Below are 15,842 nucleotides of genomic sequence, written 5' to 3'. Positions count from 1 at the left end.
GGGCTACCATACGCCGTCAGAGCTATTTGATGCATTCCTCGATGAAGTTTATGCTAGTGAGTGTGTTTCCTGATTATGGTTGTTCAAATTCAACTTGCAATTTACCCCTCCTATTTTGAGAAGAATGCCGCGGTATAAGTAAATAGGTTGTGTTAGGCTGTCTTATTTCTCCAAATAAAAAAGGGGTATCTGCTAATTTTTGAGTACTAATGCGGGAACTCTTAGACCTGATTTCTCTTACTTTATGAAGAATTTCCATGACGTAAGGCATTTTTCGTAACTCTGATGGATTCACATTCTCAAGCCATAAGCAATATCTCTTCTTGTTATTTATAAACTCATGTGCACCTAAAAATGGCCTGATGTATTGTTGAGCGAGTGGTTCTTTAGAGATAAAGTTTTTATATTCATTTTCATCAAAGAAAAAATTACCTCCATCATTTGCCATACTACCAAATACCATAGTTGGAACATTAGACAAAGGCTTTTTACGAGAATAAATAAAAACAGACGGAGCATCGACAAGATATCCATTAATATTATCTACAACTCGTAATTGAGCGCCTTCATAAATAATTCTTTCTTTTATATTAGGAGCTCGACTAAAGCCAATGATAATGCAATGAACATGTGCCTTTTGATTTGATTCGCTATCCCAAATAAAAGTACGATGTGCAAAATCAATATGAATACCTTCCGAAAATAAAGGTGCCCATAATGTAGCCACAGCGTCTCCTTGGGAAACAGAATTTGTAGAAACTAAAGCAGCACGAATTGCTGTATGCTTCATCATATCTGCCGCCTTTTTATACCAACAAGCAACGTAATCTAAATTTCCTATATTCTTCCACTCCTCAAATATCATAAACACATCAGATTTCTGAGCATTATTCATAATACGCGCTCCTACAAAAGGCGGATTCCCCATAATATAATTCAGTTTTTCTGGCGCAATGACATCTCCCCAATTCATACGCAGGGCGTTGCCTTCGACGATGTAGGCGTTCGTCGTTAAGGGCAGGAAGTCCAGCTCCATATGGACGATTAATTCCGTTTCCTTCATCATCTGGCTTTCGGCAATCCATAATGCCGTTTTGGCGACGGTCACAGCAAAGTCGTTGATTTCAATGCCGTAAAACTGGCTAATCTGTACCTTGATAGGGTTATCCAACCCTCCTAAGACCTGGCTGCCGTCGTTGAGTAAGCTAATAACTTCGTTTTCCAGCTTTCGCAAGGACATGTACGTCTCCGTCAGGAAGTTCCCTGAACCGCAAGCCGGGTCTAAAAAATTCAGCGACGCCAATTTATCCTGAAATTGCCGCAACTTTTTATTCCGTTCTTTTTTACGCTTCTCCCCAGCAATTTTCTGGAATTCATCTCGCAGCTCGTCTAAAAATAACGGATCGATGACCTTATGGATATTTTCGATACTCGTATAGTGCATACCGCCGCTGCGCCGCGTGTCTGGATTCAGCGTGCTTTCAAAGACCGCCCCGAAAATCGTCGGGCTAATATGGCTCCAATCAAACTGCTCGCTGCAATCTCGCAAGATAATGTCTATAATTTCGTCATCAAATTTCGGAATCGTCACGTCTTCTTTGGCAAATAAGCCGCCGTTGACATACGGAAACGCCGCCAACTCGTCGTCCATATAGGGGTCGCGGTCTTCGGGCTTCGTATCGAGGACACAGAACAAATCCAACAATGCTCGGCGGCAATTCTGCCTGTTGCGCGCCAAATAATCGTGAAACATACCGTGCGCGCCAAAGATACCCGCGTCTTCGGCGTACAAGCAAAAGACTATGCGGACGCAAAGAATATTTAAGTCTTTCAGCGTTTCTTCATCGTTTGGGTCGATATATTTTTGCAGCAGTACATCGTATAATTTGCCGACGAGATTGCCAGCCTGTACGGAAATCTCGACTTCTTTTTGTATGTACTTGTCGTCTTCTTTTACCAAGAAGCCCAGGCGATAGTACTCGTCAGGCAAGTTTTCCAGCAAAATTTCTGCCGGTTCGCCTTGAGGATTTTCCATGTCGTATACTAAAAAGGAAGAAAAGTTGCACGTCACGATATAGCGAGGCCGCTGCGAATACGGTAGCTCCGCCGCATAGCGCTTCGCCTGTTGTAACGGCGATAAAATGGAGCCGTCGGACTGCCGAATGCCTTTACGCAGATCCTTTCCTAAACTTTTCTGTTCAATCATCACATGAGTCGTCGGAATATATGCGTCGATAAAGCTTGTATGGTCTAATTTTACTTGTTCTTCAAAAGAAATATATTTTTCCGGCTCAGCAATACCAAAAATATCTCTCAGCAACGCCAACCAAAACGTCTGGCTCTCGCCTTTTTCATATCCTCTTCCAGTCCAATCTTTCACAAACTGTTTCGCCCCTGCTCTTTGTTCTGCATCTGTCATTATGTACACCACCTGTGCCATTGGATATTTAGATATATTTATTGTATCATACGGTGTCAGCCCTTTCGAATACATGTATCAACACAAAAAACTCCTGCCTGCATCAGATCGTATTCTGATACAAGCAGGAGTTTTTATGAGGTGATTTATCCGTTGATGACCCGTTTGGCTCCTACGTAGCGGGACGCCCAGTAGCGGCTGTTGAGGTCGGCTACGCTGACGCCGTCGTTGGAGGCGTTGATAAACTGGCTGTCGCCGATGTAGATGCCTACGTGGGAAATGCCCGGTTCATACGTCGAGAAGAATACCAGGTCGCCGGGCTGGAGGTTGGACATAGATACGTCGCTGCCGACGCTGTACTGTTCGTCGGCGCAGCGGGGCAGGCTGATGCCTACGGCCGAATAGACGTAGCGCGTAAAGCCTGAGCAGTCGAAGCCCGACGGCGTAGAACCGCCGAAGACGTAGGGCACGCCCTTATACTGGTTGGCGATACCCAGGAGCTGCTTGGCGAGGCGGGAGTTGGCCGTGCCCGTCGCGCTGCCGTAGCCGCCGTTTCCGAAGCGGCGCAGGGGGCCGCCGGGCAGCGCTTCCCCTGTCAGGGCGTAGAATGTCGCCTTGCCGACGACGCCGTCTACGTCGAGGCCGTTGTCAGCCTGGAATTTGCGGACGGCCTGTTCCGTGCCAACGCCGAAGACGCCGTCTACGTCGAGGTTATAGCCCTTATTGGCCAAGGCCTGCTGGACGACGCTGATGGCGTTGTCCGCCGTGACTAAGGGGAACATGACGTTCTTCTTGCCCTGGCTGCTGATGGCCTTTTTTTCGATAAAATGGCTGCTCACGTTTTCCGGCATAGCCGCTCCCATGAGCGCTTCGTAGGTCTGAGCGCCGACGATGCCGTCTACGTCCAGGCCGTGCCGTTCCTGAAAGGCCTTGACGGCTTCCTTCGTCCCCGTGCCGTAATCGCCGTCGACGGCGATGTCGCTGCCGTTGCGGACTAAGGCGTTTTGAATCGCCACGATCTGATCGCCCCGGTCACCGGGATGAAACGTCGCGCCGACAACCGATACAGAAGTCATCATCATGAAACATATCATAGCTGCAATTTTTTTTCTCGTCTTCATCGAATACCCCATTTCACTACTACGTCATTACCGTTTACATCTTGTCTTATTAGCAGGTTATATATGATTTCACAAGAAACAAGCTATCCGCAACAGACCGAAACGCATCTTGCCGGATAGCCTTTTGTCGCTTTATATATTTTTGTCGGGATATATTATATCACAATACTACAGGAGCGTCAAAAAACGCAGCTTCCCGATTGGGAAACTGCGTTTTGCACTTTGCGAATATGAGGCAATGCCGAATTAGAATTTGCCTTCCTTGGCTGCGCCTTCTACGGCTACGGCGACAGCGACGGACGCGCCGACCATGGGGTTGTTGCCCATGCCGAGGAAGCCCATCATTTCTACGTGAGCCGGTACGGAAGACGAGCCGGCAAACTGGGCGTCGGAGTGCATGCGGCCCATCGTGTCGGTCATGCCGTACGAAGCCGGGCCGGCAGCCATGTTGTCCGGATGGAGCGTGCGGCCCGTGCCGCCGCCGGAAGCGACGGAGAAGTACTTCTTGCCCATTTCGACGCATTCCTTTTTATACGTGCCGGCAACGGGATGCTGGAAGCGGGTCGGGTTCGTCGAGTTGCCCGTAATGGATACGTCGACGCCTTCGTGATGCATGATGGCAACGCCTTCGCGGACGTCGTCGGCGCCGAAGCAGCGGACGTTGGCCCGTTCGCCCTTGGAGTAGGGGATTTCGCGGACGATGTGGAGTTCGCCTGTTCCGTAGTCAAACTGGGTCTGTACGTACGTAAAGCCGTTGATGCGGGAAATGATCTGGGCAGCGTCCTTGCCGAGGCCGTTCAGGATAACCCGCAGGGGCACCTTGCGGGCCTTGTTGGCGTTGCGGACGATGCCGATAGCGCCTTCAGCGGCGGCGAAGGATTCGTGGCCGGCGAGGAAGCAGAAGCACTGCGTTTCGTCCTGGAGCAGCATAGCCGCCAGGTTGCCGTGGCCGAGGCCTACCTTGCGGTCGTCGGCGACGGAGCCGGGAATGCAGAAGGCCTGCAGGCCTTCGCCGATGGCTTTCGCCGCTTCTACGGCCGTGCGGGCGTTCTTCTTGATAGCGATGGCCGCGCCTACCGTATAGGCCCAGCCGGCGTTTTCAAAGGCGATGGGCTGAACGGTCTTTACGATCTGGTACGGGTCGATGCCTGCGGCGGCGCAGATGTCGCGGCATTCTTCTACGCTGCCGATGCCGTATTCTTTCAGCACGCCGAGGATTTTATCTATTCTTCTGTCGTAGCTTTCAAACAATTCCATGATGAGCCCTCCTTATTCTTTTCTCGGATCGATGTACGAAGCTGCTTCGTCAAAGCGGCCGTAATGGCCTTTGGCGTCTTCCATGGCCTTTGCCGGTTCTACGCCTTTTTTGATAGCGTCCATCATCTTGCCGAGGTGGATGAATTCATAGCCGATGACCTGGTTTTCTTCATCGAGAGCCATGCGGGTGACATAGCCTTCGGTCATTTCCAGATAGCGCGTGCCCTTGGCTTTCGTGCCGAGCATCGTGCCGACCTGGCTGCGCAGGCCCTTGCCCAGGTCTTCCAGGCTGGCGCCGATGGGAAGGCCGCCTTCGGAGAAGGCCGTCTGCGTGCGGCCGTATACGATCTGCAGGAAGAGCTGGCGCATGGCTACGTTGATGGCGTCGCATACCAAGTCCGTATTCAGCGCTTCGAGGAGCGTTTTGCCCGGCAGGATTTCCGAAGCCATCGCTGCCGAATGGGTCATGCCGGAGCAGCCGAGGGTTTCTACGAGGGCTTCTTCGATGATGCCGTCCTTTACGTTCAGCGTCAGCTTGCAGGCGCCCTGCTGGGGAGCGCACCAGCCTACGCCGTGAGTCAGACCGCTGATATCCTTAATTTCTTTGACCTGCACCCATTTGCCTTCTTCAGGAATCGGTGCCGGGCCGTGATACGCGCCCTTTTTTACGGGACACATATTCTTTACTTCTGTCGAATATAACATGATATTTCACCCTTTCAGAAAACATAGAAACTACTACATCATGAATCAGCGACGCGTCCCTCAGCCTTTGAGCTGATTGTACATCTGGCGGAACATCGCGCTGTACATACTGCCTTTACGCCACAAAAACGTCACGGCGTGGGTAACGGAAAAATCGCGGATGGCGATTTCTTTGAGCCGTCCGTCGTTTACTTCCTGCCGCACGGACTTTTCATATAAAAAGGCGACGCCGCAGTTGCGGCACGTCAGTCCCTTGACGGCCTGGGGGCTCCCTACTTCATGACGAAGGGGGAAATCGGAAATCGTCAGGCTGTGCTCGGCCAGGCTCCGTTCCAGGAGCTCCCGGGTGCCGGCGCTTTTTTCCCTGACGATGAGCCGATAGCGCATCAAGTCGGCCAAAGACATTTCCGACGGCGCGTCGTAATCGGGCCCGCATACGGCGATGAGCGGCTCGTTGGAAAACAGCAGCGTTTCGTACTGGTCCTGGTCGAAGAACCCTTCGACGATGGCAAAATCAATAATCCCCTCGTCGACGGCTTTCAGCAGCTTGTCCGTATCGGCAATCTTCATCCGGATGTTCACGTCGGCGTGCTCGTGGAGAAAATCGGCCAGGCGGTCGATAATCTCGAATTCGCCGATCGTGTGGGTCGCCCCAAAGGCGACGGATTTATTGTTTTGCTGCAGGTCCTGCAGGCGCTGCTTGAGCATGACGTTGTCATGGCTGATCGTCGTCGCCGCGTTGAGCAGAATTTGACCGGCCTGGGTCAGTTCCAGCCGCTTGCCCGTGTAGTCGAACAATTTAGTCTGGTACTCTTTTTCCAAATGCCGGATATGCTGCGATACGGCAGGCTGCGTAATCTGCAGTTCGGCGGCAGCCTTCGTATAATTCATGTGGCGGCAAACGCATAAAAATGTATGGATACGAAAATCTAACATATGAACCAATCCTTTCCCGTATACTACAATATGGTCATCAAGAACTCCATTCAACATTACGGATTTACGTTTTCCATAGGAGTATTTTATGATATTTTCCTTGATTCCGCAAGTGGAATACGGCTGAAAACGCCTTAGTTATCGGGACTGATGCGTTCCCACGCAGACGTTTACAATACCTTGCCATTATATCTATTCTTTATATATTTTTCAATATATTTCTTCCATTTTCCCGCCGGGCGCTGCCATGCCCCGACCGTTTCCGACGTTGCGTTTCTTCTGGAGTATGGTACAATATGTACAATTCTCTTATACTATACGCTCTGAAGAAAGGATGAAGCCCTATGAAAAAACTTCTCTCCCTCTTATCCCTGTCGTTCCTGCTCCTAGCTGGTTCCGCTGCGTCCCAGGCTATGGATTCGGACACGCTGCTCCAGTCGCCCGACCGCTACCGCGTCGTCAGCGCCCAGAATGACAGCGTCGTCTACGTCGATATCAACACCATTCAGGCCATTCAGACTATGGATTACCCTAACAGCCTCGAAAACCTGTCCTGCACCCTCTACGTCGAAACGTATGCCGACCCCTTAGACGCCGAAGCCTATCAATCGGGCCGGCTGATTCGCCAGATCAACGAATACAAGGCGTCGTTCCACGCCAATAAGCGGGAGCAGTCCTATTCCTTCGACAGCACCCTGACCGGCGTATACGCGCCGGACGGCCAATCTTTTTACGTCAATACATCGGCCGATCCCCTCCGCCTCCGCGACGTCATGGGAACGTTCATCAACATCCATCGCGCAGCGGCGCTGATACGGAAATAAGCCGCCCTTGACAACAGGCCCAACGCATTTTTCAAAATGTAGTTGCAGGCCTGTTTTTTTTTGTTTAATATAATCATGTATGGGCCTTACCATACGCCTATTGTATTGTTTTATAGTATATGAAGAAAAGGAAGCGTTCTATGGAAACTGAAAAATACATGAAGATGATACGGAACAACCCCTACGTCATCGCTCGCATAGAAAACCCGACCGACGCTATGAAGCTCCTCGCCGTCCAGACCAACGGCCTGGCCCTCCAGTACATCGACAATCCGACGAGGGAGATGGAAGAAGCGGCCATCGCCAATACGGCGCGGGCTATCCAGTTCATCGACAATCCGCCGGAAGACCTGCTGCTCCATGCCGTGCAGAGCGGCTGGAACAACCTGGCCTACGTGAACAACCCGTCGCCGGCCCTCATTCAGGCGGCTCTCTCCCAGTCGGGCTGGGCCATCCGCTACATCCCCAACCCCAGCGAAGAGCTGCAGCTGCAGGCTGTGCGCAAGAATTACGACGCCGTAAAATACATCAAGAACCCCAGCGCGGCCGTACAGGAAGCGGCCGTCGCCGAAAACTATGAGGCCCTGCGCTATATCGAGTCCCCGGCCCCGTCGGCAGTCTTCGCCGCCGTCCAGAAGGCCGAGCAGGCCGTCCTGCTCCTTTCCCATCCGACGAAGGAGCAAATGCTGTCCTTCTTCGCCCTCAACCCGATGGTCATGAAATACGTGCCCAAGGACTGCATCATCAGCCGGGACGAGCTCAAGGAGGTGCTGCGGCGCGTCCTGTCTCAGGACGACGTATCAGAGCCGTACGTCCGCGCCTTTATCAACTGCAGCGCCCTGGACATGAGCCCCGTCGACAAGGTCCTGTTCGTCGACCAATGGGGCAGCGCCAAGGCAAAAAAAATCACCGTAGATGAAAAATTAACCATAAAATAGGAGACTATCATGAATTTTATCGACACCTTACGAAGCGTAGAATTAGTCCTGGCCGCCGGCGAAGTACCCCTTCTCGTCGGCGAGACCGGCATCGGCAAGACCTCCCTGGCTCACCAGCTGGCGGAAAAACACGGCTGGACCCTCATCAATATCGACGGCAACCTCCTGAAGGAGGGGGAAATCGGCGGCCTGCCGACGATTGAAACCTACACGCGACGCGACGACGCGGGACAGACCGTCGAAGAAAAGACGACGGTCTACGCCGTCCATCATAAGCTGCGGGCCATTGACGAGGTCATCGCCGGCGGCGGCACCGTACTGCTGTTTATCGACGAAATCAACCGCTGCGAGCACGCCGTGCAGCAGGAATTGATGAACCTCATCCTCAACAGGGAAATCAACGGCTACGTCCTGTCGAAGGACGTGCGCATCGTCGCCGCCATGAACCCGGCAGACTCATACGACTACGAAGCCGTCGCCATGGATGCCGCCCAGGAAAACCGCTTCGTCTGGCTGTATATGGAAGCGGACTACCTGCAGTGGCTGGACTGGGCCGCCGACGCCGGCATCGACCCGAAGGTCATGGAATTTATTTCCACCTTCCCGGAATACCTGGATAAGCACAACGACGGCGACATCAACGCCACGCCGCGCAGCTACGAGCGCATTTCCGACCTGTACAAGCTCTACACGCAGCAGGGCGACGTGCCGAAGGCCGTATTCTTCAACGTCATCCGCGGCAACGTAGGCAAGCTCATTGCCGAAGAATTCGTAAACTTCATCGAATCGGACGCCCAGCCCCTCATCAGCTACGACGACGTGTTCTCCGGCCCGGCCCTGAACCCATCCCTGGCAGAGCGCGTCGCCGGCGAAAGCCACACGCGCCTGTACCTGGCGGCCAAGAATATCCTCCGCCGCCTGGACGATGTCATAGACGACGGCCGGGCCGACGAAGCCGTCGACCGCCTCATGGAATATCTGTCCCTCTATCCCGTCGATCTCCTCATCGGCATCATGAAGGACATCAAGGCGACGAACGAGCGGGTCTACGCCTACGCTATCGAAAACGCCAATTTTGTAGACGCCTACTTCAAGGCGTACCGCCCTATCAGGTGATCCTATGGAACACAATCTGACCGTCGAAGCCATCCTGCTATACCAAAAGGCCTCCCTCGTCGCCGACGACCTGCGGAAGCAGCAAAACCAGGGAAACAGGCCTCCCGTCCCAACAGCCTTCGCCAGGGAATTTTTCACCTTCATCGACAGGCTGAACCTGCGCCTCATGGAGGACAAGGACAATTTCTTCGGCTACTTCCTGTTTCAAATGGGCAAGGAAATCCGCTTCAGCATCGCCGACGCCACCAGCGTCACCTTTAAAGGCACGCGGTATATCCTCTATTTTAACCCCCTCATCTTCCTCGCCCTGTCGCCGGAGCAGATGGAAACGTCCATCAAGCACCAGATCCTGCACGTCGTCTCCATGCACCTCGTCCGGGCCAAAGAGCTGAAGGGCAGCTACAGCAAGCAGGCCATCAACCTGGCCATGGACGTCGTCGTCAATACCTACCTGGACCATTTGCCGCCCTTTGCCACGACTATCGACTGGGTCAACATCAACTTCGACCTCTTGCTGACGCCGTTCGAGTCCTTCGAATACTACGTGGAAAAAATACAGACGGCCCTGGACCTGCGGACGGATAAAAAGGACGCCCCCGAAGAAGGGAGCCGCCGCGACGAAACCATCGCAGTGTCCTACAGCCCCGACCAAACCCACGACACCTGGGACGAATCGGACGACATAGACGAACAAACCCTGCGGAAGTTTACGGCCAAATACATCGACTCCGCCCACAAGGGCCAGCTCTCCAACTACTTGGAAAGCATGATTTCCGCCCTGAAAGCCGAAGACGAAGACCTGCCCTGGCACTGGTACCTGAAAAAGCTGGTCGGCTCCATCGCCAGCGGCAAGAAAAAAACGACGGCCCGGCGAAACCGCCGCCAGCCGGAGCGGCTGGACCTGCCCGGCCACCTGCGGGCCCACGTGGCCAGGCTCATCGTCGCCGTCGACATCAGCGGCAGCATCAGCGACAGCGAGTTCAAGCAGGCCATGCAGGAAGTCTTCCACATCGTCCGCAACTATAAGCACGACATCACCCTCATCGAATGCGACGACGAAATCCGCCGCGTCTATCAGGTCCGCGAGCTGGCGGACATCAAAAACCGCCTCGACGTCCGCGGCGGCACGTCCTACTCGCCGGTCTTCCAGTACGCCAACGAGGCCAAGGACACCGACCTCCTCATCTACTTCACCGACGGCAAAGGCGAAGCCAAGCTCGCCGAACCGCCGCGAGGCTATAAAGTCCTGTGGGTCCTCTCCGGCCGCGGCGAAACCCTGTCCGTACAGAAACCTTACGGCCTCGTAAAAAAACTAAAAGCCATCAAAGCAGAATACGACCCGGCCCTGGACTTCGACAACGTAGAACGGGGCGGCTTCTCCATGAACAATCAGGAGAGCATGCATTTGTAACAAAAAAACAGGCAGCTTTTTATATTACTAATTAGCTGCCTGTTTTTTATTATCATGGAATACTAAAAAATAATTAGGTATTGGCAAAGTTTTTTCCTAAATCCAAGGCGTACAGCATGCTTTCTTCGTTGGCGATTCCCTTTCCGGCAATATCGAAGGCCGTGCCGTGGTCGACGGACGTGCGGATGATCGGCAGGCCCAGGGTGACGTTGACGCCCGAATCAAAGGCCATCATCTTCATGGGGATATGTCCCTGGTCATGGTACATGGCCACGACGATGTCGTACACGCCCTTATGGGCCTTCAAGAATACCGTGTCCGGCGATACGGGGCCGTCTACGCAAAGGCCTTCCTGCTTCGCCGCTTCAATGGCCGGCGTGATTTCTTCAATTTCTTCCCGGCCGAAGATACCTGCTTCCCCGCTGTGCGGATTGAGCCCGGCGACGGCAATTCGCGGCGACGGTTTTCCCAGCCGCTTCATGGCGTCGTCGGCTAAATGGATGCATTCGAGGACGCGGGCCTTCGTCGCCCTGTCGCAGGCTTCCCGCAGGGAACAGTGCGTCGAAACGTGGACGACGGACATCGTTTCGCACCAGAGCATCATCGTATACGTCTGAGTGCCGGTCAGCGTCGCGAATATTTCCGTGTGGCCGTCGAAGTTATGGCCGCCCTTGTGAAGGGCTTCCTTATTGAGCGGCGCCGTCGTGACGACGCTGATATCGCCTTTCATGGCGTCGTCGATAGCCCGGGCGATATACTGATACGCGCCGTCGCCGGCGGCGGCGGAAACCTGGCCGATTTCAAAATCCTTTCCCACTTCCAGCTCTGCGACGGAAATGACGTTGATGCAGCCCGGTTTAAAATCTCCCACATTGTCGATGCGCGCCAAGGGCGTCTTCATCTTCAGCGCGTCATGATAGTATTTCAACACGCCGTAGCTGCCGTAAATCACCGTAGATTGCTGATATTCATGATGATATTCCAGAGCTTTTAACGATATTTCAGGGCCGATACCGGCAGGATCGCCCATCGTAATGCCGACAAATCTTGCTGCCAAGACAGCTCCTCCTTCCACAAAGCAACAGATATGTAAGTTTTATGTTGTTTTGTTTTGTTTATTTTTGTTGCTTTTATTATAAATTTCAACGCCCTATAAGTCAATACAAAAGTCATATCGACAACATGCTTTTTTATCATGTGCCGCAACGGCCGATACGCCGCAACATTTCAGCCTGTGCGGCTATTTTAGTTCATGATTCTGAACTGCTGAATACGTCTGCATTATGATATTTTAACATGACCAAAACACAAACAAACATATTCAAACAAAAAGGCTGCGAAATGAAGATTCTTTCTCCATTCCGCAGCTTTTTCGTTCATTTAGGCTTTATGTTCTTTACAGCATTCGCAAGCGCTGCATGCAGGCCCATATGTCCGCCTTGCTGCCGAAGGCCCCGGCTTTCGTGACGACAGCCATGCCGTCCCATGGGCCGCCGCAAAGGCGTCCCTGCACAAATCCCGGCAGGATTTCCTGCTGAATCTGTGAGCCTGCGCACTGCAGGGCCTGAATGACAGCGATCGCCGTATCTCCGCCGGTCAGGAACAGTCCCGCCGCATCGGCCTCCTGCAATAGCTGCGGGACGGCCTCGCTCAGGGTGCGCTTCGTACATTCAGCCAAGGCATCTGTCGACAAGCCGATCCGCTTTCCATAAGCGACGAAGTCTTCATAGTCCTGCCGGCAGGCCGCCGCCGTAACGACGACATCCGTACCGCTCTTCAGGAGCGCCGCCGCCTGAGCAAGCTCTTCCCGTATGCTGCCGGTCTGATGGGCCTTCGCCATGTCGATGCGAACGACAGGCATGCCCTGGGCCCGGCAATAGGCGATTTGCTCCATCGTCTTGCCGCTGATGCTGCCGACGACGGCGACGGCCGGTTTCGGCGGATACAGGACGTTCAGCAGGGCTTCCGCCAAGCCGGCGGAACCAATCCACAGAATCCGGCGTCCTGAATCTACGGCCTGCCGGGCGATATACGTCAAATGGTCCGGCGACACGGCGTCAAACGTATAGGCTCCTGCGCCAATGCCCACGGCCTGTTGCTCTAAATCGGACACGGCATAATGACGAACCGGTCCCGTACAGGGCTCCAGCAGCTCGGCAATATTATCGCACTGCAGCGGATTGCGCGGGTCCTTTGCGATTTCCGTATCCAGCAGCGCCGTTCCCTGCACATACAGCCGCTGTCCCTGTACCCATCGTCCCTGGGCCGGATAGGACGGCGCGAAAAGAATCGTTTCCGGCGCATAGGCGTCTATAGCCGCCCGGATTTCTTCCCGTATATGGCCGCGCAAGGTAGAATCCACCTTTTTGTACAAATAGCGGCAGCCGCCGGAGGCCATGACGGCCTTTACGGCGCTAAAGACCTTGTCGTACGCTTCCTGGGGCGATACGACACGGCTCTCCGTATCGACGACGATGCTGTCTTCGCTGCCGGCAACCTGCGCCGCATCCAATACCACCTGCACGGGAATCCCCTTCTTGCAGATCTGGACGCCCGTGTCGTTCGCGCCGGTAAAATCGTCGGCAATTACAACAAATTCATGCATGCTATCCCTCCGTTACACGTGTATAAACGTCACGTTATGCTCTTGAAACAGCTTTTCTTCCTCCGGCTCCAGGACGTAATCGCTGATGACCACATCCATGGCCCAGATGTCAAAAATATAATGCAGCTTGTGCTTTTTGAACTTGGAATGATCCGCCGCCAGCACGGTCTTGTCGGCGGCTTCCACGCAGGCCCGCTTCAAATCAATTTTCTGGGCGTTGGCCGTCATAACCCGCCAATCAGGCGTCACAGCCTGGGTCCCCAGGAAGTTCAAGTCGAAATGCATCTGCCGGACCATGTTCGTAGCCAAGGCGCCGCAGGTCGACCCCGATTCTTCATCGACGTAGCCGCCCAGCATAATCACGTCCAGCCCCGCCGCCGGCATCAATACCTGGGCGATGGCCAAGTCGTTCGTGACGACGGTCAGCCCGTCCCAGCGCTTCTTGGCGATCAATTCGGCCAGTTCGTAATTCGTCGTCCCGGCGTCCAAGTAAATGCTCATGGACGACTCGATGAGCGGCAGGGCCGCTTCTGCAATCTGCCGCTTTTCTTGTATCCGCACCAGCTTGCGGTTGTGATACGTCGCTTCCTTGACCAGCGATTCCGTCAGCACGGCTCCGCCGTGGCTCTTTTCCACCAATCCGTTATCTTCCAGCAGCTGCAAGTCCCTTCGTATGGTCATCGTCGTGACGCCGAGCTGCTGCGCCAGCTCGTTTACTGCCACGGCCTTGTTCTTATACAGTTCGTCCAAAATGAACTGCCGTCGTTCTACAGGCAGCATAGGTACTCCTCCTTTAAGGCATATATCATAGATTTCTAAATTTTATGTTTTTATTTGTTCTTTTATGTTACTCATTATAGCAAAGTATTCTTTTTTCGGTCAACTAGTTCACACAGAAAAAACCTGCCCCCGGCAATACGAGGGCAGGTCTGCACGAACGTCCTATGAAATTACAGAGCCGACTTGCTCTGCGGCTTCCCCGTTTCAAAGTTCCATGGGTCTTTCTTGATAAAGCCGTCAGAAAAGGGAATGAAAACCGAAACGATAGCTGAAATGGCTAAGAGGTAAATGAACCAGGCGTAGGGAATGACTTCCAGCGGCGAAACTCGGCCGGCGGCGAAGCTGGTCACGATGAGCATCTGGGCGCCGTAGGGAATGAGGCCCTGGAAGATGGAGGAAAAGGTGCTGAGCAACGCGGCGCTGCGGCGCGGGTCGACGCGGAAGGTATAGCAGATTCCCTTGGCGACTTCGCCGTTGATGATGATGGCCACGGTATTGTTGGCCAGGGCGATGTCCGTAATGGACACGAGGGCCGAAATCCCCAGCTCGGCCGAATTCTTCCCGTGGATAAAGCGCTGCACCCGGTCCAGCAGGAAGGCGATGCCGCCGGCACGGCTGACCATTTCCGCCAGGCCTCCGGTGAATAAGGACAGGAGAAAAATGTCGCTCATGCTGAGGAAGCCCTTATAAATGGCCTGGGCAAAGGACAAGGGGGCCAGCGCGCCGTACCACAGGCCGATGGCCCCGGCCAGGAAAATACCGCCTACGAGGACAACGAACACGTTCACGCCCATAACGGCCGTCACCAATACGGCAATATACGGCAAGACCTTGATCCAGTCGAATTCGTAAGGCCCCGACGTCGCACCGGCTCCCGATTCGCCAAAGGCGATGAGCAAGATGACCGTAATGACTGCCGGCGCCAAGGTCAGCCAGAAATTCAGCTTGAATTTGTCCTTCATTTCGCAGCCCTGGGTCCGCGTCGACGCGATGGTCGTGTCGGAAATGATAGATAAGTTGTCGCCCAGCATGATGCCGCCGATGACGCAGCCCATGATAAAGGGCAGGGAAATGCCCGCCTTGTCGGCGACGGCAATGGCGATGGGCCCGACGGCGGCGGCGCTGCCGCAGGACGTGCCCGTAGCCGTGGCGATGAAGCCGGAAATGAGGAAAATCCCTGCAGCCAGGTATTCTGCCGGAATATAGGTCAACCCCAGGTTGACCGTCGAGTCCAGACAGCCGCTGGCATTGCACACGGCGGCAAAGCCCCCGGCCAGCAGGTAGATAATGCACATGATGAGGATGTTCGAATCGCCGCAGCCCCGGACGAAGGTCTCAAACTTCTCGTCAAAGCTCCCCGTCAGCAAGACGAAGGCGGCCATGACGCCGATAATCGCCGCCAGCGGCGCCGGGAACTGATAAAAGGCCATGTCCGCCCCTTGATACTCCAAGATGACGCCGCATCCTAAATACACGATGACAAAAATAGCAAATGGAATCAGGGCCTTTCTGCTCGGCTCGACGGCGGACTGGCGAAGCAGCTTTTTCCCCGTTTTGATTTCTTCCTTAATATCCATGTATTCGCTCCTTCCTGTATAAAAATAATCAAACTCTTCACGCAAGATATACATACGTCCGCGGCATATGTATTTTTCCTTCATGATACCATGAACGGCGGCAAACAAAAAATATATATCCGTAACAGTATTCCATAGATATTTTATATGGAT

Annotated in this window: 13 protein-coding genes; 4 read left to right on the top strand and 9 right to left on the bottom strand. The window is 53.7% G+C overall.

The features are described from left to right. Window positions 1-73: 73 nt before the first annotated feature. The 5 genes from B5F80_RS09505 to B5F80_RS09485 form a co-directional block, all read right to left on the bottom strand. Window positions 74-2,419 carry a DNA methyltransferase gene (locus B5F80_RS09505; RefSeq protein WP_143747177.1) on the bottom strand — a complete coding sequence of 782 codons (2,346 nt, stop codon included), beginning with the start codon at window positions 2,417-2,419 and terminating at the stop codon, window positions 74-76. A gap of 146 nt (window positions 2,420-2,565) precedes the next feature. After that, window positions 2,566-3,501 carry a peptidoglycan-binding protein gene (locus tag B5F80_RS09500; RefSeq protein WP_239386348.1) on the bottom strand — a complete coding sequence of 312 codons (936 nt, stop codon included), beginning with the start codon at window positions 3,499-3,501 and terminating at the stop codon, window positions 2,566-2,568. Window positions 3,502-3,786: 285 nt separating this feature from the next. Beyond that, window positions 3,787-4,797: a GGGtGRT protein gene (locus B5F80_RS09495; protein WP_087478588.1), complete on the bottom strand. Its 1,011-nt coding sequence runs from the start codon at window positions 4,795-4,797 to the stop codon at window positions 3,787-3,789. A gap of 12 nt (window positions 4,798-4,809) precedes the next feature. Continuing rightward, window positions 4,810-5,502, bottom strand: a complete 693-nt coding sequence (locus B5F80_RS09490) for a hypothetical protein (RefSeq protein WP_087478587.1) — start codon at window positions 5,500-5,502, stop codon at window positions 4,810-4,812. A gap of 60 nt (window positions 5,503-5,562) precedes the next feature. Further along, complete coding sequence (locus B5F80_RS09485) at window positions 5,563-6,438, bottom strand: LysR family transcriptional regulator (RefSeq protein WP_087478586.1); 876 nt, start codon at window positions 6,436-6,438, stop codon at window positions 5,563-5,565. Between the two features lie 344 nt (window positions 6,439-6,782). On the opposite strand from B5F80_RS09485, the gene B5F80_RS09480 reads away from it, so the two are divergent. From B5F80_RS09480 to B5F80_RS09465, 4 genes are all read left to right on the top strand, one after another. After that, on the top strand, window positions 6,783-7,262 hold the full coding sequence (locus B5F80_RS09480; RefSeq protein ID WP_087478585.1) for a hypothetical protein: 480 nt from the start codon (window positions 6,783-6,785) through the stop codon (window positions 7,260-7,262). Between the two features lie 140 nt (window positions 7,263-7,402). Next, entirely contained in the window at window positions 7,403-8,200 is a 798-nt protein-coding gene (locus tag B5F80_RS09475; RefSeq protein WP_087478584.1) for a hypothetical protein, read from the top strand. 9 nt (window positions 8,201-8,209) lie between these two features. Beyond that, complete coding sequence (locus tag B5F80_RS09470) at window positions 8,210-9,316, top strand: ATP-binding protein (RefSeq protein ID WP_087478583.1); 1,107 nt, start codon at window positions 8,210-8,212, stop codon at window positions 9,314-9,316. Window positions 9,317-9,320: 4 nt separating this feature from the next. Further along, window positions 9,321-10,727 carry a VWA-like domain-containing protein gene (locus B5F80_RS09465; protein WP_087478582.1) on the top strand — a complete coding sequence of 469 codons (1,407 nt, stop codon included), beginning with the start codon at window positions 9,321-9,323 and terminating at the stop codon, window positions 10,725-10,727. 73 nt (window positions 10,728-10,800) lie between these two features. Here B5F80_RS09465 and pdxA read toward each other — a convergent pair whose 3' ends face one another. From pdxA to B5F80_RS09445, 4 genes are all read right to left on the bottom strand, one after another. After that, complete coding sequence (pdxA, locus tag B5F80_RS09460; protein WP_087478581.1) at window positions 10,801-11,784, bottom strand: 4-hydroxythreonine-4-phosphate dehydrogenase PdxA; 984 nt, start codon at window positions 11,782-11,784, stop codon at window positions 10,801-10,803. A gap of 339 nt (window positions 11,785-12,123) precedes the next feature. After that, window positions 12,124-13,332: a four-carbon acid sugar kinase family protein gene (locus B5F80_RS09455; protein ID WP_087478580.1), complete on the bottom strand. Its 1,209-nt coding sequence runs from the start codon at window positions 13,330-13,332 to the stop codon at window positions 12,124-12,126. 12 nt (window positions 13,333-13,344) lie between these two features. After that, complete coding sequence (locus B5F80_RS09450) at window positions 13,345-14,112, bottom strand: DeoR/GlpR family DNA-binding transcription regulator (protein ID WP_087478579.1); 768 nt, start codon at window positions 14,110-14,112, stop codon at window positions 13,345-13,347. 170 nt (window positions 14,113-14,282) lie between these two features. Beyond that, the gene (locus B5F80_RS09445) at window positions 14,283-15,689 is read right to left on the bottom strand and encodes a Na+/H+ antiporter NhaC family protein (RefSeq protein WP_087478593.1); all 1,407 of its coding nucleotides are present in this window, start codon (window positions 15,687-15,689) and stop codon (window positions 14,283-14,285) included. Window positions 15,690-15,842: the final 153 nt, after the last annotated feature.

This window comes from Megasphaera sp. An286 (genome assembly GCF_002163455.1).
Lineage (GTDB): Bacteria > Bacillota > Negativicutes > Veillonellales > Megasphaeraceae > Megasphaera > Megasphaera stantonii.
This window is presented reverse-complemented; position numbering and strand designations above follow the sequence as displayed.